The sequence below is a fragment of the Streptacidiphilus sp. ASG 303 genome (genome assembly GCF_020991365.1).
Lineage (GTDB): Bacteria > Actinomycetota > Actinomycetes > Streptomycetales > Streptomycetaceae > Peterkaempfera.
In genome coordinates this window covers 17,821-39,476 of record NZ_JAJLRA010000027.1, presented here as the reverse complement: position 1 = coordinate 39,476, position 21,656 = coordinate 17,821, and the positions used below count along the sequence as shown (strand labels likewise).

Sequence of the window (21,656 nt, the reverse complement as noted above, 5' to 3'; positions counted from 1 at the left end):
GCACGGCGGCCGGGGCGGCGTCGGGGCGGTCTGCCTGGTCCACGGCTGCCTCACCGCGGCCCGACGGTGAACGGCGGCGGCTGCACCGAGGCCGCGCAACCGGTGTCGGGTGCCTCGGGGCGGTCGTAGAAGGAGGTGATCACGTGTGAGCCGCACGGGTTGATGAACGCGCCGTGCGCAACGCCGGCGAGCGTCACCACGGTCGACCTCGGCAGCGTCAGTGCGGCGTAGCGCCCCCAGACCGCGCCGGTCTGCGCGTCGAAGCTCCCGGAGACGGCCAGGGTCGGGACGGCGCTGCGGGTGGCCTCGCGGATGGACGGGTCCGCGGCGGGGACGCCCCAGACCCGGCACGCCTCGCGCAGGAACGCCAGCTGCGGCGCCTGGGCCAGGACCGTGGTGGGGAGGGCCGGGAAGGCCCGCAGGCCGGCGGTCAGCTGCTCGCGCGCGGTCTCGAAGGGGACCCATTCGCTGCACCACACGCTCAGGGAGAGACCGTGGGCGAAGACGCCGTCGCTGCCGGGCGGCCGGGTGGAGGCCCACTGCCCGGCGACCGCGGCCGGGTTGCCGCGGGCCAGCGCGTCCACGGCTGCGGGGAGGCCGGCGGGCGTGTGGCTGGCCCGGACGAGCCAGTTCACCAGTGCTCCGCCGTCCAGGACCACCTTCACCGGCCCCGCGCCCGGCACCGTCACCCGCGTGGTGACCGGACGGGCCTCCAACCGGTCCACCAGGCCGGTGAGGACGGAGGCGAGCTCCGGGTGGCGGCTGCGGCAGGCGGGCTGCGCCGCGCACGCACCGGTCATGGCGTCGAACGACTCCTTGGCGCTGCTCCAGGTCCAGCCGGGCGTCGCCACCGACGGCGGCACCACCCCGTCGAGCACCACCGACCGGATCCCCTGCGGGTGGCGGCGCATGTAGGTCAGCGCCAGCGCGGTCCCGTAGGAGTGGGAGAACACGTTCCACTCCCGGATGCCGAGCGCCGTCCGCAGGTCCGCCAGGTCGGCGGCGCTCTCGGTGGAGTTGTACGCCGCGAGGTCGACGCCCTCGGCGGCCAGCCGGCTGCGGCACGCGGACGCGGCCTGCACGTACAGGCGGCCGGTCGAGGGGGCGTCGTAGCGCAGCCCGATCCGCCGCCGGTAGAACCGGTCGATTTCGGGGCAGGTCAGGGCGGGTGGCGAGGAGAGCGTCCCGCGCTGCGACATGACGACGAGGTCGCGGTCCCGGTTCAGGCCGGCACCGGTGATCTCCGGAATGTCGCTGACGGCGTCCTGCCCCGGCCCCCCGGGCAGGAACACGACCGGGTCGCCGTGCGGCGCCGGGGAGCGGGAGGGGACGACCGCGACGGCCAGCCGGAGCTGCCGCCCGCCGGGAAGGGCCCGGTTCTCGGGCACCACCAGGTGTCCGCAGCGGGCCCTCGCCCCGTGCGGAAGCGTGGGCGGGCACGGGCCCGGTACGAACCGCGGCACCCGGCCCGCCCCCGCCATGGGCCCGTCGGCGACGGCTGCGCCCGGCACGGCGGGCCGGGCCGACAGGGCCGACAGGGCGGCGGCCAGCAGGCAGGCCAGGACGACCGGCTTCGCGGCCCTCATCGCGACGGTCCGGATTCGTTGCGGACGGGCGCCGCGCCGTCCCGTGCGGGCACGGCATCCGCCCGGCACGTCGTCGTCACCACGGTCATCGGGACCTCCTGGGGTTCGCCGGGAGCCGGCCGGTCAGGCGGGGGTGAGGGCGGTGGGACCACGCTGCCGGCGTCCGCACGGCCCGGCGTGCGGCAGTCGTCCGGCCTGCCTGCCACCGGACCGGCCTCGGCGTGCACCGGCTCCGCCGGCGGCCTGACCCTGCAGCCGCAGAGCGCCCCAGGGCGCCCACCCCGGCCCGGCACGCGGCCGCACTCCTCAGCACTGCGGCGCGTCCTCCGGCGGACGACATCCGAACGGGCACGGCTCTCCCCGGACAGGAGGGCGGCGCAGCAGCACCACCGCCGATCATCACGCAAGGTGCCGGTGTGCGCACTCCCGGCGAGAGTTCCGGGCGTCCGGCCCGGGCGCCGGCCGCGGAGCACGGCATGGGCGGAGGACGGCTCCCCGCTTCCCGTCGCAGTGGCCGCCGTTGATCCGACCGGGTGGCCGGAGCCGTGAATGAAGGGGCGGGGCGTCCGCGGGGCGGCTCCGCCGGGGAGGTGCGCGGTGCGCCGTCGACCGGTCACGGCCGGACGGCCGCTGCGTGCGGCACGTCCTCGGCCCGGAGCACGCGGTGCGGTCCTCCCGGCACCGGCGGGTGCGGTGGCACGGGCTCCCGCCGCGGCCGTCGGAGCCGCCGCCGGAGCCGTGGGGGCCCCGCATCCGCGCAGCCCTTCCGAAGCGGTACGGGTGCCGACTCGGCCTGTGCGGCATGTGCCGCACGAGGGCGGCGAGTCCGGCGCATTCCGGCCAGGTCGGCCGTGACGGCACGCCGAGCCGGGGGCGCAGCACTGCGTTCTCGCGGCGCAACGCGAGCAGCTCGACGTCTTCGGCGTCCTGCGAGCGGGAGAGCGGCAGGAGCAGACCGAGGAGCCGCAGGAAGAGGAGGTGGAGCACGAGCAGCGCCGTGCAGTCCGATCTCGAGGGACCGGGCGAGACTGCAGCCTGGCTATCCGGGAGCTGTGCGTGACCACTGGAGCCGGGCAGCCCCTTCGGTGTCAGGCCCTGCCCCAGGTCACCGGGAATCCGGAACGACACCGGCTGCCGGACTCCGGTGTGCCGACCTGGTCCTCCGCACTGTCGCGCGCGGGACGCCAGGTGGCTTCGAACACCACGGTCCCCCCGTCCTCACCGGCGCCGCACCCGCGCCGGCGACCCGGCTCAAGGCCCTTGTCCGCCGTTGTCGGGCCAGGTCGTGTCCTGCCGTTGCCCCAGCCGTTGGCGCTCCCCGTAGGCCGCCTGCCGCACCACCTGATCGTCCTCCAGCCCCGCACCCAGCGCGCCGCCCACCGTCCCCATGGACGTGATGAACCATGCGAGGGACAGGTAGTAGGCCGCGCCGGGTTCGTGCCCGAGCACCGGTCCCAGCGTCCCGGGTGCGAGCAGGAACAGTGCCGTGAGAGCGATGAGCACGTACAGCACGGCGTACAGGAAAGCGATCCCCAGGTAGAGGGTGACGACTGTGGCCAGGTTGTACAGCCGAGCCTGATGCCGGGCCGGTCTGCCCCGGGGCCGCTCCCACAGTTCGTGGTCGATGACGAGCCAGGCCACCACAGCGGTGACGGAGAGAAAGGTGAGCCCGCAGGCCCGGCCTGGACCGAAATGGCGGCTGACGTTCCAGACGTCGCTGCTCAGCAGGCCGAAGGAGGCAGTCGCGAAGACGACAGCGAGGACCCGGGACAAGCCGGTGAACAGCAGCCACGGGCGGTTGGCCCGGACCATTCCGGTGAGCAGGCGCAGTCTCCCGCTGCGGCCCGGCAGCACCAGATACCGCTCGGTCCCGCCCGGCCGCTGCACATCCTCCTGTGCCGACGTGGGTTCGGCCGCCGCTGCGAGGAGTTCGGAGACGGCGTAGAGCGCCGCATCCCGCGCCCTGCGGGTGACGCGGAACCATCCGAGTGACGGCAGAGACACCAGGCCGACACGCTCAGGCCGGCTCACCATCAGCACGACGGGCCGGGCGTTGGCCCGGTAGGGCAGGTCCGTGACGAACAAGGCCAGGTCCCACGTTCTGTCGTGCAGTCGTTCGGTGAGCGCCTGCACCATGCTCGGCGAGTCGCCCTGCGCGGCGAGCGCGAGGGCGCTGGAATTCACCGACACACGCCAGTCCACGTCCACCCGGACTCCGCTGAGGAGGCCGGTGAGCTCGGCCTTCAGGCGGTGCGCGATGTCGGTCGGCCACCCGGGGTCGGACACCAGGACGAGATCGAGCGTCACTCGTCCGGCCGGGTCACCCTGTTCTGGTGCGTTCATCGTTCCGGTGCGTCCATCCATCGCCGTGGACAGTCGGCGCGACTTCGGGTTCAGCCGTGCTCGGGGGGTGGGCGGGTCCTGCGGTGTTCGTCGTCTGTTCCGCCGCCCGGTGGCGCCGGACGGGTGGAGCCGTCGCCCTCCTTCCCGGGGCTCGTCGCCCGCCCTGTGTCATGCGAGCCAGGCGGACTCCTTGTGGCGTATGCGCGGGGAGACGTCCGAGCCGCCCACGGGGGCGGGCGTGCCCATGCTGCCGGGTACGGCCGAATGCCCCAGGTGCCGGTGGACGAAGTGGATGGCCATCGCGCCCTCTCCTGCCGCCGATGCCACCCGCTTCACCGAGCCGCTGCGGACGTCCCCGACCGCGAAGACCCCGGGCAGGCTGGCCTCCAGGGTCATGCAGGAGCGCCCGCGACCGTGCCACACCTCGGGGCGGGCACATGCCTCCAGGGCCTCGGGCCCGGTGAGGACGAAACCGCGGGAGTCGAGGGCGATGGTGCCGGCGAGCCACTCGGTGTGGGGGTCTGCGCCGGTGAAGACGAACAGGCCCCGTACGGCGAGCGGGCGGTGCCGGCCCGTGCGGTTGTCGACCACGTCGAGCTCCTCGAGGACCTGCCGGCCCACGACCTTGGTGACCTCGGTGTGCAGCATGACCTCCACCTGCGGATGGGCGTCGACCTGGTCGATCAGGTAGCGGGACATGTGGGCCTCAAGGCTGGGCCCTCGGACCAGCAGGTACACCTTCGGCGCGTACCCGGCGAGGAACAGCACCGCCTGGCCCGCCGAATTGCCGCCGCCGACCACGGCCACCGGGTCGGTGCGGCACTGCTGGGCCTCGTAGACGTTCGCCGAATAGTGGACGCTTGTTCCCTCCAGACGTTCGATGCCGGGCACCTGCAGCCGGCGGTAGCGGGCGCCCACAGCCAGCACGACGGCGCGGGCGGCGATCCGGCTGCCGTCGGCGAACGCCACCACGTAGTGGTCGTCGTCCTCAGGTCGGAGACCGGTCGCCTCCGCCGGGATGCTGATCCTGGCGCCGAACTTGTCGGCCTGGAGCAGGGCACGCTCGGTGAGCTCGGCGCCGGAGATCCCGGAGGGGAAGCCGAGCAGATTCTCGATGCGGGACGACGTGCCGGCCTGGCCCCCGGTGGCCAACGCCTCCACCACGGTGGTGCTCAGGCCCTCGGACGCGGCGTACACCGCGGCAGCGAGACCGGCGGGTCCGGAGCCGACGATGAGGACATCGCCGTGACAGCCTGCGGCAGGCAGTGCCGGCAGGCCGATGAGCCGGGCCAGTGCCGCGTTGCCGGGGTTGCGCAGCAGGGTGGTGTCCCGCCAGATGACCAGCGGTGTCTCCTCCGGGCCGACGCCGAAGCGGCGCAGCAGTCCCTCGGCCTCCTCATCGGTCTCCAGGTCGATCCACCGGTGCGGGAGCCGGTTGCGGATGGCGAACTCGCGCAGCCGCCTGGTGTCGGGCGAGTAGCGCGAGCCGATGATGCGGAAGCCGGCTCCCTGTCCGACGAGCAGTGCGCGACGGCCCAGACAGGCGCGCAGTACGACGTCTCCGATCGTCGCGTCCCGGGCCACCAGGCGGCGCAGCTCGTCCACGGAGACGACGAGAACCTGGCCCGGCTCCCTGGCGACAGCTGAGTAGAAGGCCACCTGCCCGTGGAGGAGGCCGAGTTCGCCCATGAAGCGGCCGGGGCCGTGCACGCGCAGCACGTGCTCCTCGGGGGTGCCGTAGTCCTCGACGACTGCGACGGAACCGCTGAGGACGACGAAGAACGTCTCGCAGCGCTCGCCCTCCTGGATCAGCACGTCGTTCGGGGCCGTGCTCCGGTGCTGCCCGCGCTCCGTCAGACGCGCTATCTGGTCCTCCGTCAGGCGAGGATAAGCCCCGTTGACATCCGGGGTCTCCCGGCATGCGGCCTCGTCCGTTCCCTCGGGCACCGGTTCTTCGCCCGGCAGCAACTGGTCGCCGGACATCAGACGAACGCCTCGTGGACGTAGCACCAGCGCCATTCCTCGCCGGGCTCGAACGACCGCACGATCGGATGGGCGTCGGCGGCGGCGTGCCTGCGCGCGTGCTTGTTGGGCGAGGAGTCGCAGCAGCCGACGTGCCCGCAGGTCAGGCAGAGCCTCAGATGGACCCACGGGGAGCCGAGCAGCAGGCACTCCTGGCACCCTTGCGGGGTCCGGGGCCGGACCGGCTTGACGAGCGCGAGGTGGGGGTCTGCGTACAGGGTCATCCGGATCACCCTTCCCGGGTCATGATCGACTGCTCCACCCACTGGCGCAGAACGGGGGCCGGTGCCGCTCCTGTCTGCCGGGCGACGGCCCTCCCCTTGTCGAGGACGAGCAGTGTCGGCACCGCCTGCACCTCGAAACGCTGCGACAGCCGCGGGCTTCTGTCGACGTCGACCTTGACGAGTTTGATTCGGCCGGCGAGGTCGGTGGCCACCTGCTCCAGCGCCGGGCTGACCGTGCGGCAGGGACCGCACCAGGTGGCCCACAGGTCGACCACGACGGGGACATCGGCCTGCTCGGCGATCTCGGTGAAGTCGTCGTCACCCGCATCCACCGTCCACGGCAGGGGCTGCTTGCAGTGTCCGCACGTGGGGCGCCCCTTCGCAGCCACGGGTGTCCGGTTCCTGCGCCCGCAGTTCGGACAGCTGACGGTCACCGCCTGGATCGTGTTCATGCCGCCCTCGCTTCCCCCGCCGCCCCGGGCTGCTCGTAGGAGAGCACCAGTTCGCCCGCCTGGGCGTCGACCCGGATCGTGGCGCCGTCCTGCACGTCGCCGCGCAGCAGGGCCCGTCCGATGAGCGTTTCCACCTCGTGGGAGATGTAGCGGCGCAGCGGTCGCGCGCCGTACACCGGGTCGTAGCCCTGCTTCGCGATGAACTCCTCCGCCATGTCGGTGAGTTCGACGGTGATGCGGCGCTCGGCGAGTCGGCGGCGCAGCTCGTCGAACTGCAGCTCCACGATCTGCTCGATCTGTGCCTCGCCGAGCGGCTTGAACAGCACGATGTCGTCGACGCGGTTGAGGAATTCCGGCCGGAAGTGGCCGCGCAGCTCGGCCATGACCAGGGCCCGCGCGTCCGGCTTGATCTCGCCCCCGGCCGTGACGCCGTCGAGGAGGTGCTCGGAGCCGATGTTGGACGTCATGATGATCACGGTGTTGCGGAAGTCGACCGTGCGGCCCTGGGAGTCGGTGATCCGGCCGTCGTCGAGGACCTGCAGCAGGGTGTTGAAGACGTCGGTGTGCGCCTTCTCGACCTCGTCGAACAGCACGACCGAGTACGGCTTGCGGCGCACGGCCTCGGTGAGCTGGCCGCCCTCCTCGTAGCCGACGTATCCGGGCGGTGCGCCGACGAGCCGGCTGACGGTGTGGCGCTCCTGGTACTCGCTCATGTCGAGGCGGACCATGCTGTCCTCGGAGTCGAACAGGGCCGCTGCGAGTGTCTTGGCGAGCTCTGTCTTCCCCACGCCGGTGGGGCCGAGGAAGATGAACGAACCGATGGGCCGGCGCGGGTCGCGGATGCCGGAACGGGCCCGGATGATCGCGTCGGCCACGAGCTTGACCGCCTCGTCCTGGCCTATGACCCGCTCGCGCAGGATCTCGTCCAGGCGCAGCAGCTTCTCCCGCTCGCCCTCCTGGAGGCGTGCGACGGGAATGCCGGTCCAGGCGGCGACGATCTCGGCGATCTCCTCCTCGGTGACGACCTCCCGCAGCAGCCGGCTCTGGCCCTGCTTCGCGGCCAGTTGCTCCTCCTCGGCCTTCAGCCGGCGTTCGAGTTCCCGGAGTCTGCCGTAGCGGAGTTCAGCGGCCCGGTTGAGGTCGTAGGTGCGCTCGGCCTCCTCCGCCTCGTGACGCACCTGCTCCAGTTCCTGGCGCAGTTCCTGCACCCGGCGGATCGCCTGGCGTTCGGCTTCCCACTGGGCGTGCTTGGCGTCGGCCTCGGCCCGCAGGTCGGCGAGTTCCTTGCGCAGTTCCTCCAGGCGGGCCATGCTGGCCGCGCCGGTCTCCTTGGACAGGGCCGCCTCCTCGATCTCCAGGCGGGTCACCCGCCGAGTGATCTCGTCGAGTTCGGCGGGCATGGAGTCGATCTCGGTCCGCAGCCGGGCGCACGCCTCGTCGACGAGGTCGATGGCCTTGTCGGGCAGGAAGCGGTCGGTGATGTAGCGGTGGGACAGCGTCGCCGCCGCGACCAGTGCCGTGTCCTGGATCTTGACACCGTGGAACACCTCCAGGCGTTCGCGCAGGCCTCGCAGGATGGAGATGGCGTCCTCGACGTCCGGCTCGTCGACCAGCACCTGCTGGAAACGGCGTTCGAGCGCGGCGTCCTTCTCGATGTGCTTGCGGTACTCGTCGAGGGTGGTCGCGCCGATCATGTGCAGTTCACCGCGGGCCAGCATGGGTTTGAGCATGTTGCCCGCGTCCATGGAGCCCTCGGCCGCCCCCGCGCCGACGACCGTGTGCAGTTCGTCGACGAAGAGCAGGATCCGGCCCTCGGCCGCCTTGACCTCGCTGAGTACGGCCCTGAGCCGTTCCTCGAACTCGCCGCGGTACTTGGCACCCGCCACCAGTGATCCCATGTCCAGAGCGAACACCGTCTTGTCGCGCAGGCCTTCGGGGACGTCACCGCGCACGATGCGCTGGGCCAGGCCCTCGACGATGGCGGTCTTCCCCACGCCGGGATCGCCGATGAGGACGGGGTTGTTCTTGGTCTTGCGGCTGAGGATCTGGGTGACGCGGCGGATCTCCGCGTCGCGGCCGATGACGGGGTCCATCCGCCCGGACCGGGCCTCGAGGACCAGGTCACGACCGTACTTCTCCAGCGCCTCGTAGGCCTGTTCGGGATGTGCGGAGGTGACCCGCTGGTTGCCGCGGACCTGGGTGAGTGCGCTGAGGAACGACTCCCGGGTCACACCGTGCTGCTTGAACAGCCGTCCGGCGGCGGTCGCCGGGCCTTCCTCCGCGAGGGCGAGCACCAGGTGCTCGACGGACACGTACTCGTCCTTGAGGCGTCTGGCCTCCCGCTCGGCCGCGTCCAGCAGGCGGGACAGCCGCTGGGTGACGAAGACCTGCCCGGGTGCCGCGCCGGGGCCGGTGACCCGGGGACGCCGGGCCAGTTCCTCCTGCACGGCGGTCCGCAGTTCCTCGGGTTCCCTGCCCGCCTGCTGCACCAGCCGCGGGACGAGGCCGTCCGCCTGGTCGAGGAGGGCGAGCAGCAGGTGCTCACCGTCGACCTCGCTGTGCCCCATGCGGACGGCCACCGTCTGGGCCTCCTGCAGGGCCTCCTGGGACTTCTGGGTGAGGCGGTTCATGTCCATGGCGGTATGTCACTCCTCGTACCGGCGCGGCGCAGTGCGGCTTCGAGCAGGCTGATGCGGTCCAGCAGGTCGAGCACCAGGCCGATGGATGCGTAGTTGAGGCACAGCCCGGTGCGCAGCCGCTGGACCCGGGCGAGGGCGGCCGGTGCCGCGGGTGCGAACACCAGCCCTCCGGAGGCGTCACGCTCGGCCTCGACCAGCCCCAGAGCGACGAACCGGCGGATGAGGTCGGGATGGACGCCGGAGCGGCGGGCAACCGTCTGCAGGGAGAGCCTGGGCACCGGTACGATCGCGTACTGGACGCGTGCCGGCGGGGCAGCGGTCAGCGAAAAGGCCTGACGCGCCTCGGCGGGTCGGTCGCTCATCGTGTCCTCCTGGGGTCGAACGAGGAGACAGCGGCGAGCTCCTCGAACAGTTCGCGCTCCCGGTCGCCGACCTCGGGCGGCACCATGACCCGGAGCTCGGCGTAGAGGTTGCCGTCGGCACCACGCGGTCCCGGCAGGCCCTCACCGCGCAGCCGCAGCCGCCGACCGCTGGAGGACCCGGCGGGCACGGCCACCTTGGCCGTCGCCCCGCTCGGCGTGGGCACAGGAACCGTCGCGCCCAGCGCGGCCTCCCAGGGGGTGACCGGAAGCTGCACGTACACATCCCGGCCGTCGACGCGGAACCGGGGGTGCGGCTGGATCCGCACCCGCAGGTACAGGTCCCCCGCGGAGCCGTCGCCGCTGCCGCGGCCGCCCTCGCCCGCCAACCGGATGCGCTGCCCGTCGACGACGCCGGGCGGTAGGTCCACCTCGTAGCGCCGCTGCCCGGAGGGCCCGGCGAGGGTGACGGTACGGCGGCCTCCGCGGTGGGCCTCCTCGACGGTGAGCGGCAGCTCGGCCTCCTGGTCGGCTCCGGGGACACGGATGCGTCCGCCGCCCCCGAAGAACGAGCCGAACAGGTCGTCGACGTCGACGCCCTCCGCGCCGAAGCCGCTGGTGGCGTATCTGCTGCGGGGGCCGCCCCCGGTGGACCGGCGGAAGCCGCTGCCGGGGCCCGCGCCGGCACCGACCCGCTCCTCCCAGTCCTCGGGGACCTTCCGGAAATCCTCGCCGAAGCGGTCGTAACGGCTCCGCTGGTCAGGGTCGGACAGGACGCTGAAGGCCTCGTTGACCTCCTTGAACCGCTCCTCCGCCGAGGGGTCCTTGTTGACGTCGGGGTGGTACTTGCGGGCCAGTGTGCGGTACGCCCGCTGGATCTCGTCCTTGTCGGCGTTGCGCGGGATCCCGAGAAGCTCATAGAAGTCGCGTGCCATGGCCCGTCACTCCCGCTTGGCGACCGTCACGGCGGCCGGCCTCAACTGCCGCTCGGCCTCGCCGTAGCCGGGGCGCAGCACCTGCGCCACGGTGTTCGGTTCGGCGTCGGGGTCCTGGACCACGCCGACGACCTCGTGCCGGGAGGGGTCGAACGGGACGCCGGTCTCCGCGTGACGCCCGTACCCGAGGCGCTCGAGGATGGACACGGCCTGGTCGCGCACGGCGCGGACCCCCTCGACGATCGCCCCGGGGTCGGAGGCCGCGTGGTCCAGTGCCAGTTCGAGGTTGTCGATGACGGGAAGAAGGGCCGCGGCCGTGCGGGCGCGTTCGGCCGCGCGCTCCCGGTCCAGTTCCCTGACGTGCCGCTTGCGCAGGTTGTCGAGGTCGGCGAGCGCACGCCGCCAGCGGTCCTCGACCGCCTTCAGCGCGGCCGCGTACTCGTCCTCGGCCCCGGCCGGACCGGTGGCCGTATCGGGCCCCGGCTCGGCCTCCGTGGCCGGCGGGGCGGGCTCGGGCAGATCGCCCTGCGGCGGTGGTACCGCGCCGGCGGGCGGCCGGTCGGGTGCTCGGTCCTCGGGAGGGATCGGCATGGCGCTTACCTCAGCCCTTGTCGAACTCGGCGTCGATCACGTCTTCGTCGGCGCCGGCCTCACCCGGCCCGGAGCCGTCCGGCCCGGCGGTGCCCGACGGACCACTCGCCGCCGTGGTTTCAGCCCGGTGGGCGGCGAGCCCGGCATGGACCTGCTGGAGTTCGGAGATCAGCGGCCTGACCTTGTCCACTCCGGCCTCGTCCTTGACCGCGTCGCGGGCCTCGGCCACCAGCATCTCGGCACGGGCCTTCTCGTGCGCGGGCGCGGCGTCGCCCAGTTCGTGCAGGCGCTTCTCGACCTGGTAGGCGGTCGCGTCCAGTTCGTTGCGGGCGTCGACGGCCTCCCGCAGCGCATGGTCCTGGTTCCGGTTGCGCTCGGCCTCCCCGACCATGCGCTCGACCTCGCTCCGGTCGAGGTTCGAGCTCTCGCTGATGGTGATGCCCTGTTCCTTGCCGGTGTCCTTGTCGCGGGCGCTGACATTGAGGATGCCGTTGGCGTCGATGTCGAAGGTGACCTCGACCTGGGGTTCGCCCCGCGGCGCCGGCCGGATGTCAGTGAGCTGGAACCGGCCGAGGACCCGGTTGTCGGCGGCCCGTTCACGCTCGCCCTGGAGCACGACGACATCCACCGCCGGCTGGTCGTCCGTGGCGGTGGAGAAGGTCTCACTGCGGCGCACCGGGATGGTGGTGTTCCGCTCGATGACCTTCGTCATCACGCCGCCCCGGGTCTCGACGCCCAGCGACAGCGGGGTGACGTCGAGCAGCAGGACGTCCTTGACCTCACCTTTGAGGACCCCGGCCTGGATCGCGGCGCCCATCGCCACGACCTCGTCGGGGTTGACGCTCATGTTGGGGTCCTTGCCGCCGGTCAGCCGGCGCACCAGCGCCTGGACGGCGGGGATGCGGGTGGAGCCGCCGACGAGAATGACCTCGTCGATGTCGTTGTCGCTGACCTTGGCGTCGCTCATGGCCTGCTCGACCGGACCGAGGCAGCGCTCCAGCAGGTCCGCGGTGATCTGCTCGAAGGTGGACCGCATGATCGTCGTGGTCAGGTGCTTGGGGCCCGAGGCGTCAGCGGTGACGAACGGCAGGCTGACATGCGTCTGGGCCACGGAGCTGAGTTCGGTCTTCGCCTTCTCTGCCGCTTCGAACAGGCGTTGCAACGCCTGGGGATCCCTGCGAAGGTCGATGCCGTTGTCCTTCTGGAAGCCGTCCGCGAGGTGGTCGACCAGCCGCCGGTCGAAGTCGTCTCCGCCCAGATGGCTGTCACCCGCTGTGGAACGCACCTCGACCACGCCGTCACCGACGTCGAGGATGCTCACATCGAACGTGCCGCCGCCCAGGTCGAAGACGAGTACCGTCTCATGCTGCTTCTTGTCCAGTCCGTAGGCGAGGGCGGCCGCGGTCGGCTCGTTGACGATCCGCAGCACTTCCAGGCCCGCGATCCGGCCGGCGTCACGGGTCGCGGTGCGCTGGGCGTCGTTGAAGTAGGCGGGCACGGTGACGACTGCCTCCGTGACCCGCTCCCCCAGCTGCTTGGAGGCGTCGTCGGCGAGCTTGCGCAGCACCAGGGCGCTGATCTCCTCGGGCGCGTACAGCTTGTCGCGGACCTTGAAGCGGGCCTCGCCGTTGTCTCCGGGGACGACGTCGTAAGCGACGGCCTTCGCCTCGTCGGGGACCTCGTCGAAGTGCCGGCCGACGAACCGCTTGGCCGAGTAGATGGTGCCCTTGGGGTTGAGGATGGCCTGGCGCCGGGCCAGCTGGCCCACCAGACGCTCACCGGTGTCGGTGAAGGCCACCACGGACGGCGTCGTCCGGTGGCCCTCGCTGTTGGGCACGACGGTCGGCTCGCCGCCCTCCCAGACGGCGATCACCGAGTTGGTGGTGCCCAGGTCGATTCCGACTGCCTTGGCCATGAGGAACTCCTTCCACGGCGGTCGACGTCCGTCGGCGGCCGTTCACCCTCCGGGCCCTGTTCGCCCGGCTTCGACGCTTCGGCGCTCACGCAGTCGGCGGCGGGCCCCTCCGGGGCGGCAGCCCTTCGGGGAGGCGCTCCCCGGACTCCGGCCGGCCCTCCTCCCCGGCCCGGCGACCGGCCGCACGGCCTCTTCGGCGACGTCCTCGTCCGCCATGGGGCCGCACCCGCCGGACCGCATCGGGTGCACGGAGGTGAAAGCCGGCGGGCGCCTCGGGCCCCGTGCGGCAGCACGCCGGCCGGACGTCGGCGGCCGCGCCGGTGATCAGCCTGTTCAGGACGAGGAACCGAAGGGGGACGACCGGGCTCAGCCGGTCCGGCAGCCCCGAGGATCCAGCAGGCAGGCGTGCCGGGCTGCGCTCCGGTGGCCGCGCCGTGCAGCGCGGCCTCGTCGTGCCCCGTGCGAGCGATCACCGGCTCTGCCGGGCCTTCATCCCTGCCGGTGATCACCGCTTCCTTCACGGGAAAGCCCTGGTCGGCGAGGCGATCGACGGTACGTTCGGCTGCCTGGCCCACCGGGGGCGGGGCAGCGATCGCACGGGCCTGCTCGTTCATGGCCAGTCCTTTCCCGCGGTGACCGCCGAGCGGTCCCCGCAGGTCCCAGCATGGCTGTTCACACGTTCGCCGGACCTGCGCACGGCGGGTCGAAAAGTGGCACCGGCGGTCGGTCTGCGAGGACAGGAGGCGGGACGGACGATTCGGGTCGGCGACGCGCAGCGGGGGACCCGGAATCCGGCCTAGCATGAGATGGGGAGAACGGAGTGATCCCATGGCCGACCGTACGAGGCAAGGACTGTCTCCGCGCCGGGACGCTCGGGAGACGGACGTCGTGGACTCCGCCGTGACCGCGGACGAGCAGCGGCACCTCCCCGGCCGAGGGGCCGCTCCGGCTCGGAGCGCAACGGACCCGTACGGGCTGCTGGCACTCTCGCGCACCCTGTTCGACAGCACGGACGCGCGCGAGATCCTCGGTCTTGCCCTGACGCACGTCGCTGTCCTCGGGCCGTTCCGCGCCGAGCTCGGCCTTCTGTCGAACGGCGACGAGCCGGTCGGCGCCGCCGGATCCGCGGATGCGGTCGAGGCCCGGGCGCAACTGCGGAGGCTGGCCCGGACGGACGGCCCCCTGACGCTTCCCGGGCGGCCCTGGTGCTGGGCGTTCGGCCTGCGAGGCCCCGAGGGCGTACTCGGCCACCTGGCGGTGTCGTCACGGTTCCCCCCTCGAGAGCAGGACCGCTTCCTCCTCTCGATGCTCGTGCGGCTCACCGCGGCCGCCCTGTCCCTGGCGATCGCACGACGCCGGCAGAGCGACGACGCCCGGGAGCTGAGCAGGCTGCGCAGCCAGCAGGCCGGCGTCCTCGGGCAGCTGGACGCCCTGCGGACGGAAATCCGGCAGCAGCGGACCGTCCACGAGACGCTCGACCGGGTCGCGGCCCTGGGGAGCGGAGAGGACGGCCTCACCCGGGCGCTGTACGAACTCACCGGTCTGCCGGCACTCGTCGAGGACCGCTTCGGCAACCTGCGTTCCTGGGCGGGCCCGGGCCCCCCCACCCCCTACCCGGTGCCGGTCACCGCCCGCCGGGAGGAGATGCTGCGCGAGGTGGCCCTCCGAGCGGAACCGGTCCGGGTCAAGGACCGGCTGGTCGCCCTGGCCCGGCCACGCGGCGAGGTGCTGGGCGTGCTGGCCCTGATGGACCCCGACGGGACGGCGGACGCCCTCACCGTGTTCGCACTGGGCCAAGCCGTGCGGTCGCTCTCCCTGGAGCTGATGCATCTGCGCAACCTGGCGGAGGCAGAGCTGCGACTGCACCGCGAGCTGGTCGAGGACCTGCTGGAGGGCACGGACGAGAAGAGCGCGTATGCCAGATCCGACGCCGTCGGCCACGACCTGCACCGGCCGCACTACGTGGTGGTGGTGCACTGCATCGGCAGGATGACGGACGAACGCCTGACGCGCCCCGTCGAGCGGGCGGCGGCGGCGCTGGGCCTGCGGCCGCTGACCATGCGCCGCGGCGACTGCATGGTCCTGCTGACCGGGACGAGGCCCGACGAGGCCACGCTGGACGAGGCGCTCGACCGGGAGTTCGGCACGCACAGCTGGTCGGCCGGGGTCAGCGCCCGCTGCGACTGCCCCGGCAGCATCCCCCGCTGCTACCAGGAGGCGCTGCGGGCCCTGGAGGTGCGGCAGCGCTCCCGTGAACGGGACGGATCGACGTTCTTCGACGACCTGGGGCTCTACCGGATCCTGGGGCCCGGGAACGACCTCCACGAGCTGGAGGCGTTCGTCCGCGAGTGGCTCGGGTCCCTCATCGACTACGACAAGCGGCACGGCACGGACATGGTGCAGACGCTCTCCGAGTACTTCGACTGCGGTGGCAACTACGACGAGACCGCCACCGCTCTGGCCGTTCACCGCAGCACCCTGCGCTACCGCCTCCAGCGCATCCGCGAGATCGGCGGCTGCGACCTCGCGGACGTGGACACCCGGCTCAATCTCCAGGTGGCAACGCGCGTGCGGAAGATCATGCTCGGCGGACAGGGCTGACCGCGGTCCTGCAGGGCGGGCACGACCTGCAGCGGAGGCGGCCACCACGTCGGCGCGCGGCATCGTGCGCCCTGCGGTAGCGGGGCAGTGCTGTGGTGGAGCCCTGCCCATCCTGCTCGCACTGCTTCTCGACACTCGGCCGTGTGTGCGGGCGGCCCGCCCCCCGCAGGGGGGCGAGGCGCACGCGGCAGGGGTGGCGGGCCGGCGGGTCCGGCGGTGTTCCGATGCGACCGGACGGGCTCCGGCGCCGCCGGGGTCACGCGCCGGGGTCGGCCTGCGGTGGGATCGTCCAGTCGGCGAGGGGCAGGCGTGCGCCGGAGGACTCCGGGCCGCGGCAGCTGCGCCGGTGCCGGCGGGCGATGTGGTCCGGGCGCAGGGTGCGGTGGAAGGCGGGCAGCAGGTGCAGCCGCCGCGCGTGGGCCCACAGGCGCGGGTGGTCGGCGATGCGCCGGACGGCGTCCTCGTCGAGGTGGAGCCGGTGCACCAGGTCCAGTTGGACGAGCGTCGCCCACAGGTGCACGTCGGCGGCGGTCAGGTGCGGTCCGGCGACGAAGTGCCGGTCCGTCAGGCGGTGCTCCAGCGCCGCGAGGGAGGACAGGATCGTCCGCAGGGCTTCGCCGTCGCGCCTGCCGGCCGGGGCGCGGCCCGCGCGCTGGGCGGCCTCGCCGATCCCCTCGTCGAGGAGGAGCGCGAGCTCCTCGAGGTCCGCGTCGGCGTGCGGGGGGTAGAGGCCGGTCGCGTCCGCCGCCGGTCCGCCGGGGAGGCGGGTGGCGAGGTCCCGCATGATGTCGGGCGCGTGGTTGCTGACCAGCCGTCCGCTCCACCGGTCGCACAGCGCGGGGACGGTCACGGGCCCGTCGTACCGGTGGCGGCTGGCCTCGTAGGCCCGTCGCAGGTCCCGCAGTCCCTGCGCGGCGCCGTCCCGCGCCCGGCCGCCCGGTGCGGCGGGCGCGTCGAGGTCCTCGGCCACCGGGTCCAGCACGGTGACGGACACCTGGCCCTCCAGCCCGGCGAGGGAGAGGGTCACGGCGGTGCGCAGGGACAGGGGACACGCGAGCGACAGGTACAGGTGGTAGCGGTGCAGCGCGGGGTAGTAGCCGCTGCGTGCGTCGCTGCCGATGCGGCCGCGGAAGCGCTGGACGGGCCCCTCCGCTCCGGACAGCTGCGGCAGCCGGTCCGGGCGCGGGCGGAGAGCGTGGCCGGCGGTGGTCCTCGGGGCGGTCTCGGACATGGTGTCCCCCTGGGGTCGGACGGGTCGTCGGTGCGGAAGCGGGGAGGCAGGGAGGTGGGGGAGTGTGCACGCACGCCGTGCGGCCGGCGGCGTCGGCCGCGACGGCGGAACGGCGGACGGTGCCGGACCGCCGGATGAGGGCGGCTCGCGTCGTGTGCCCCCGGGCGCGGTCGGTACCGCAGCTGCCTCGGCGGCGGGCGGGTTCCCTCCGGGCGGGGGAGAGACCTCAGCGGGTGCGACAGCCCGCGCTGCACACGCGCAGCAGGTCGATGTGGCGGCGTACGGTCAGCGCCGGGCGGCGTGGGGGCGTGCACAGGTCCCCGGACGAGGCACGTGCGGGAGCGGGGTGTCCACCGGGGCCGTGCGCCTCCGTGCCGGCCATCGCCGTCCCCCGCCCGTCCGTGACCGGACCGGCGGCAGGGCCGCGGTCCGGTACCGCACTTGCCCCGGCGGTTGCGCGGGGCCTGGTCCTCACCCGGAGCACCCCGTCGCGGTGGAGGGGTTGCCTGTCGGCGAGCCGGGGCTGACGACCCGCTGGTCCGGGAGGTCCCGGGACGGCGGGCGCCGACAATCTTGACCGTCCCGGCCATTCTCGGCGGATCCTTGAGGGAGCGTCAAGGCGTGAGCGCAGCACGGGGGAGCTGCGCGACCGGCCCGCGCCCCTCTGCGCCCCCCGCACCACCGGTGTTCCCCGCGTCGACGGCGGCCGGACGAGGTGAGGGCGGCCTCGTCCGGGCACGTGCGACCGCTGGGGACCCGGACGCCGTGCCGTCCTGTCCGCCCTCCTGCGGGCGTGGGGACGCCTGACGACCCGGCCCGCTCCTCCCGCTCCCCGCCGTGGACCGGGAGGAGCCGGCCGGACCCCCACCCCCACCCCCACCCCCGGGCGTACGCCCGAGGGGCGAGGGGGCAGGGCCGGTCCGTGGGGTGCCGGGCGGGGAGTCCGGGAGCAGCTGCGCGGGAGGCGCGCCGCTCAGGTGCCTCCGGGGGGAGCCACCGGCAGGAGCGGCTGCTCCGAGGACCGGCGCGCCGGGGGCGACACCGTCGCGGCCGACTCCGGGACCGGCGGTGCGGCGGCCCGGGGCAGCAGCTTCTCGAAGGGCAGGGGGCCGATGGTCTCGGGGTCGGCGGCGAGGTCGAACAGCGGTGTGTACCCGGTCGCCAGGTACAGGCCGCGGGCCTCCGGCTGCCGGGGTCCGGTGGTGAGGAGGACGCGCCGGTAGCCGCGGTCGGAGGCCTCCCGCTCCAGGGCGGCCACCACCCGTCGGGCCAGGCCGCGCCGCCGGTGGGCGGAGTGGGTCCAGATGCGCTTGAACTCGGCGGTGCCGGGGTCCTCGTGCCGCCGGAACGCCCCGCCGGCCACGGGGCGTCCGGAGGCGAGCAGCAGCAGGAGCGCGCCGTGGGGCGGCGCGAACTCCTCGGCCGGGTACCGGGACATCTCCTGCTCGGCCCCGGGACCGTACCGGGAGGTGTACTCGCGGGTCAGCTCGTCCACCAGCGGCCGCACCCGGGGGTCGTCCGCGTCCACCGCCGCCACCCTCAGCCCGCGGAGCGCCGCGGGCCCGGCCGCAGGGGCGGTCATGCGGCCACCGCCGTGCGTCGGCCGCGGGGCGTGCGCGTCCCGTCCCCGGCGGCGGGCGCGGGGGACGGGGTCGTGCGGTGTGCGGGGGAGGGGGCCGAGCGGTCGGCGGCCGGGGCATGCGGCATCCCCGGGCCGTGGACGGGCAGGACGCGCCCCCGGGTGCGGACGGTGCAGGCCCGGCACGGCACGGGACGGCGGGGGGTGTCGGGCGGGCCGGTGCGCGAGGTCGTGTCCGACCTGTCGGCGGCGGTCGGGGACTCCACGGGCATGAGGGCGGCTCCTCGGGAGGGCGCGCCGTACTGCGCCCGGGCGCGCCGTGGCGGCCCGGTGGCGCAGGCCTGCGCGGCGGGAGGGTGGTGTCGGGGGAGGGGAACGTCGGGGGAGGGGAGCGTCGGCGGAGGGGAACGTCAGGGGAAGGGGTGCCGGGGACAGGGACGGGGCGGGGTGCGCCGGCGAGGGCGCAGGATGCGTGGGTGACGGCACGTCAGGCCGGTTGCGGCGGACGTGCGGAAGGGGGCAGCGGCGTGCGCCTCGACGCCCGGACCCGGCCTGCGGCGGCCGGGGGCACGGGTGGACCCGGCCCGGCGAGGGGTGGTGTCCGAGGGAGGTGAGGGGCCGGTCAGGCGGCCCGCTGCCGAGTCAGGCGCGACAGGCCGCGGACCACACCCGACCGAAGTCGATGTGGCCGCGGATGACCAGGGGCTGCTCGGCGTTCACGTGCCCAGTTGAACAGCGCGGTCTCCGCCCCGTCAACTGCCGTCCGCCAGCCGGTCGTCCCTTGACACCTGCGATCCGGGCGTGCGTACGATCGTCCGCGGACCGGTGGCGACCGGTCCGGCCGTGTTGAGGGACACGGCGGTGACGGCATCGACGCCCCGTACCGGGGCCCGTCCACCTGCCCGTACCGCCCCTCCCGGAGAGCCCGTGATGGCCTCGACGCCGCACCTCCTTCCCTCCCGTCCCCGGCCGGTCCCCGCGGACCTTCCCCTCGCCGTGTGCGCCGCCGCCTCCTCCCGCCCCGCCGGTCCGTCCCGGCCCCGGACCGCCGCGCACGGCCCGGCGTCCGCATCCCGTACCGCGCCCATGTCCCGTACCGCGTCCGCGTCCCGTACCGCGTCCGCGTCCGGCGGTGGCCGGTGAGGCCCGCCGTCCTCGTCGTCGTCGGCGCCGGCCCCCGCGCCACCGGGCTGCTGGAGCGCCTCGCCGCCAACGCCCCCGTCCTCCCCGCCGGACGTCCCCTCCACGTGCACCTCGTCGACCCGCACCCGCCCGGCGCCGGGCGGGTGTGGCGCCACGACCAGTCCCCGCTGCTGCGGATGAACTCCATGGCCGAGGACGTCACCCTGTTCACCGACGAGCGCTCCACCCTGGACGGGCCGGTGCGCCCGGGCCCGTCCCTCGCCGAGTGGGCCGCCGACCCGGCCGCCCATCCGCCGTACGCGCCGCCCGCCGACCCGGCCGTCGCCGCGGAGCTCGCGGCGCTGCGCCCCACCGGCTTCCCCACCCGCCGCGCCCAGAGCGCCTACCTGGACTGGTGCTTCCGCCGCGCCCTCGCCGACCTGCCGTCGGGCACCGTCGTCACCGTCCACCGCGACACCGCCACCGCCGTCACCGGCCCGTCCGACGGACCGCAGCGGGTGCGGCTCGCGGGCGGCGCCGTCCTCACCGCCGACGCCGTCGTCCTCACCCTCGGCCACCTGGACGCGCGGCCCGACGGGCCGCACCGGGAGCTGTCCCGCTTCGCCGCCCGGCACGGCCGCTTCCACCTGCCGCCCGCCTTCTCCGCCGACGCCGACCTCGACCCGGTCCGGCCCGGCGAGCACGTGGTGCTGCGCGGCATGGGCCTGGCCTGCGTCGACCTGGTGGCCCTGCTCACCTCCGGGCGCGGCGGCCGCTTCCGCACCGAGGCGGACGGCACCCTCGCCTACCTGCCCTCCGGCCGCGAGCCCGTCCTGCACCTCGGCTCCCGGCGCGGCGTGCCGTACCACTCCAAGACCGGTTACCGGCTCCAGGGCCCGCCCGCCCCGCTGCCCCGCCACTTCGACGACGCCGCCGTGGACGCCCTGCTCGCGCCGGGCCGGCCGCTGGACTTCCGCCGCGACCTGTGGCCGCTGATGGCGAAGGAGATCGGCTTCGGCCACTACCACGAGCTCTTCCACGCCCACCCCGGCCGCACCGCCGTGCCCTGGGAGCGGTTCCTCGCCGCCTACGACCGCGTCGGCTGGTACACGCCCGAACGTGAGCGACTGGTCGCCGAGGCCGTGCCCGACCCCGCCGACCGCCTGGACCCCGACACCCTGGACCGCCCCCTCGCCGGCCTCTCCTTCGCCTCCTCCGGCGAACTCCAGGAGCACGTGCGCCGCCACGTCGCCGCCGACGTCGCCCGCCGGACCGACCCCGCGCACAGCGCCGACCTCGGCGCCTTCCTCGCGCTGCTCTCGCTGTACGGGCGGCTGCCCCGCGCGCTCGCCTCCGGCCTGCTCACCGCCCGCTCCCTCGCCGAGGACCTCGACGGGTGGTGGACCGGCTTCTTCAACTTCCTGGCCTCGGGACCGCCCCCGTTCCGCCTGCAGGAACTGCTGGCGCTCTCCCGCGCCGGCGTCGTCCGCTTCCTCGGCGCCGACGTGCGGGTCGTCGCCGACGAGGACGCCGGCGTCTTCACCGCCTCCAGCCCCTCGCTGCCCGGCCACACGGTCACCGCCACCGCCCTCGTCGAGGCCTACCTGCCCCGGCCCACCCTGCGGCGGACCGGCGACCCGCTGCTGCGGAGCCTCCACCGGGCCGGCGCCGTCACCGAGGAGGTCCGTGCCGACGCCACCGGGACCCACCGGCCGGGACTGCTGGCCACCGCCCCCGACGGCCGGGTGCTCGACCCGGAGGCGGGCGGACCCCACCCGCGCCGCTTCGCGCTCGGCGCCCCGACCGACGCCCGGTCGGTCGCCGCCTTCGCCCGGCCCCGCACCGACTCCCCGGGCTTCCGGCAGAACGACACCGCCGCCCGGGCCCTCCTGCGCCTGCTCGCCGCGGTTCCCGACACCCCCCTGCCCGACACCCCCCTGCCCGACACCGCCACGGCCGCCTCCACCGCCCCCGTCGTCGTCCCCCACGGCGCTGCGGACCCCGCCGGCCCTCGGCCTGCATCCGGGGTACACGCCGGGGCGGCAGTGCTGCGCTGA

General features: G+C 74.2%; 14 protein-coding genes and 1 riboswitch. Of the genes, 2 read left to right on the top strand and 12 right to left on the bottom strand.

Features of this window, described 5'->3' with window-relative positions; all coding sequences use genetic code 11:
• Window positions 1-50: 50 nt before the first annotated feature.
• From LO771_RS24840 to dnaK, 10 genes are all read right to left on the bottom strand, one after another.
• Entirely contained in the window at window positions 51-1,586 is a 1,536-nt protein-coding gene (locus LO771_RS24840; protein WP_230746686.1) for an alpha/beta fold hydrolase, read from the bottom strand.
• A 1,251-nt stretch (window positions 1,587-2,837) separates the two neighbouring features.
• Window positions 2,838-3,950: a hypothetical protein gene (locus LO771_RS24835; RefSeq protein WP_230746685.1), complete on the bottom strand. Its 1,113-nt coding sequence runs from the start codon at window positions 3,948-3,950 to the stop codon at window positions 2,838-2,840.
• A 147-nt stretch (window positions 3,951-4,097) separates the two neighbouring features.
• Window positions 4,098-5,912, bottom strand: a complete 1,815-nt coding sequence (locus LO771_RS24830; protein ID WP_230746722.1) for an FAD-dependent oxidoreductase — start codon at window positions 5,910-5,912, stop codon at window positions 4,098-4,100.
• A complete protein-coding gene (locus LO771_RS24825; RefSeq protein WP_230746684.1) occupies window positions 5,912-6,175 on the bottom strand; it encodes a UBP-type zinc finger domain-containing protein in 264 nt (87 codons plus the stop codon). The genes LO771_RS24830 and LO771_RS24825 overlap by 1 nt, the downstream gene beginning before the upstream one ends.
• 5 nt (window positions 6,176-6,180) lie before the next feature.
• Window positions 6,181-6,627 carry a thioredoxin gene (trxA, locus tag LO771_RS24820; RefSeq protein ID WP_230746683.1) on the bottom strand — a complete coding sequence of 149 codons (447 nt, stop codon included), beginning with the start codon at window positions 6,625-6,627 and terminating at the stop codon, window positions 6,181-6,183.
• A complete protein-coding gene (gene clpB / locus LO771_RS24815) occupies window positions 6,624-9,263 on the bottom strand; it encodes an ATP-dependent chaperone ClpB (protein WP_230746682.1) in 2,640 nt (879 codons plus the stop codon). Before clpB ends, trxA begins: the two co-directional genes overlap by 4 nt.
• A complete protein-coding gene (locus tag LO771_RS24810; RefSeq protein ID WP_230746681.1) occupies window positions 9,254-9,628 on the bottom strand; it encodes a chaperone modulator CbpM in 375 nt (124 codons plus the stop codon). Before LO771_RS24810 ends, clpB begins: the two co-directional genes overlap by 10 nt.
• Entirely contained in the window at window positions 9,625-10,560 is a 936-nt protein-coding gene (locus LO771_RS24805) for a DnaJ C-terminal domain-containing protein (protein ID WP_230746680.1), read from the bottom strand. Before LO771_RS24805 ends, LO771_RS24810 begins: the two co-directional genes overlap by 4 nt.
• A 6-nt stretch (window positions 10,561-10,566) precedes the next feature.
• Window positions 10,567-11,151 carry a nucleotide exchange factor GrpE gene (gene grpE / locus LO771_RS24800; protein ID WP_230746679.1) on the bottom strand — a complete coding sequence of 195 codons (585 nt, stop codon included), beginning with the start codon at window positions 11,149-11,151 and terminating at the stop codon, window positions 10,567-10,569.
• Between the two features lie 10 nt (window positions 11,152-11,161).
• Window positions 11,162-13,066: a molecular chaperone DnaK gene (dnaK, locus tag LO771_RS24795; RefSeq protein ID WP_230746677.1), complete on the bottom strand. Its 1,905-nt coding sequence runs from the start codon at window positions 13,064-13,066 to the stop codon at window positions 11,162-11,164.
• An 888-nt stretch (window positions 13,067-13,954) separates the two neighbouring features.
• On the opposite strand from dnaK, the gene LO771_RS24790 reads away from it, so the two are divergent.
• Entirely contained in the window at window positions 13,955-15,667 is a 1,713-nt protein-coding gene (locus LO771_RS24790; RefSeq protein ID WP_230746676.1) for a CdaR family transcriptional regulator, read from the top strand.
• Window positions 15,668-15,923: 256 nt separating this feature from the next.
• Here the strand turns inward: LO771_RS24790 and LO771_RS24785 are convergent, their stop codons facing one another.
• A complete protein-coding gene (locus LO771_RS24785; protein ID WP_230746675.1) occupies window positions 15,924-16,898 on the bottom strand; it encodes a glutathione S-transferase C-terminal domain-containing protein in 975 nt (324 codons plus the stop codon).
• A gap of 432 nt (window positions 16,899-17,330) precedes the next feature.
• Window positions 17,331-17,477, bottom strand: a riboswitch (SAM riboswitch).
• Between the two features lie 394 nt (window positions 17,478-17,871).
• Window positions 17,872-18,480 carry a GNAT family N-acetyltransferase gene (locus LO771_RS24780; RefSeq protein ID WP_230746674.1) on the bottom strand — a complete coding sequence of 203 codons (609 nt, stop codon included), beginning with the start codon at window positions 18,478-18,480 and terminating at the stop codon, window positions 17,872-17,874.
• 1,136 nt (window positions 18,481-19,616) lie between these two features.
• Here LO771_RS24780 and LO771_RS24775 point away from each other — a divergent pair.
• Window positions 19,617-21,656 (top strand): FAD/NAD(P)-binding domain-containing protein, encoded by a 2,040-nt coding sequence (locus LO771_RS24775; protein WP_230746673.1) that lies wholly within the window; start codon window positions 19,617-19,619, stop codon window positions 21,654-21,656.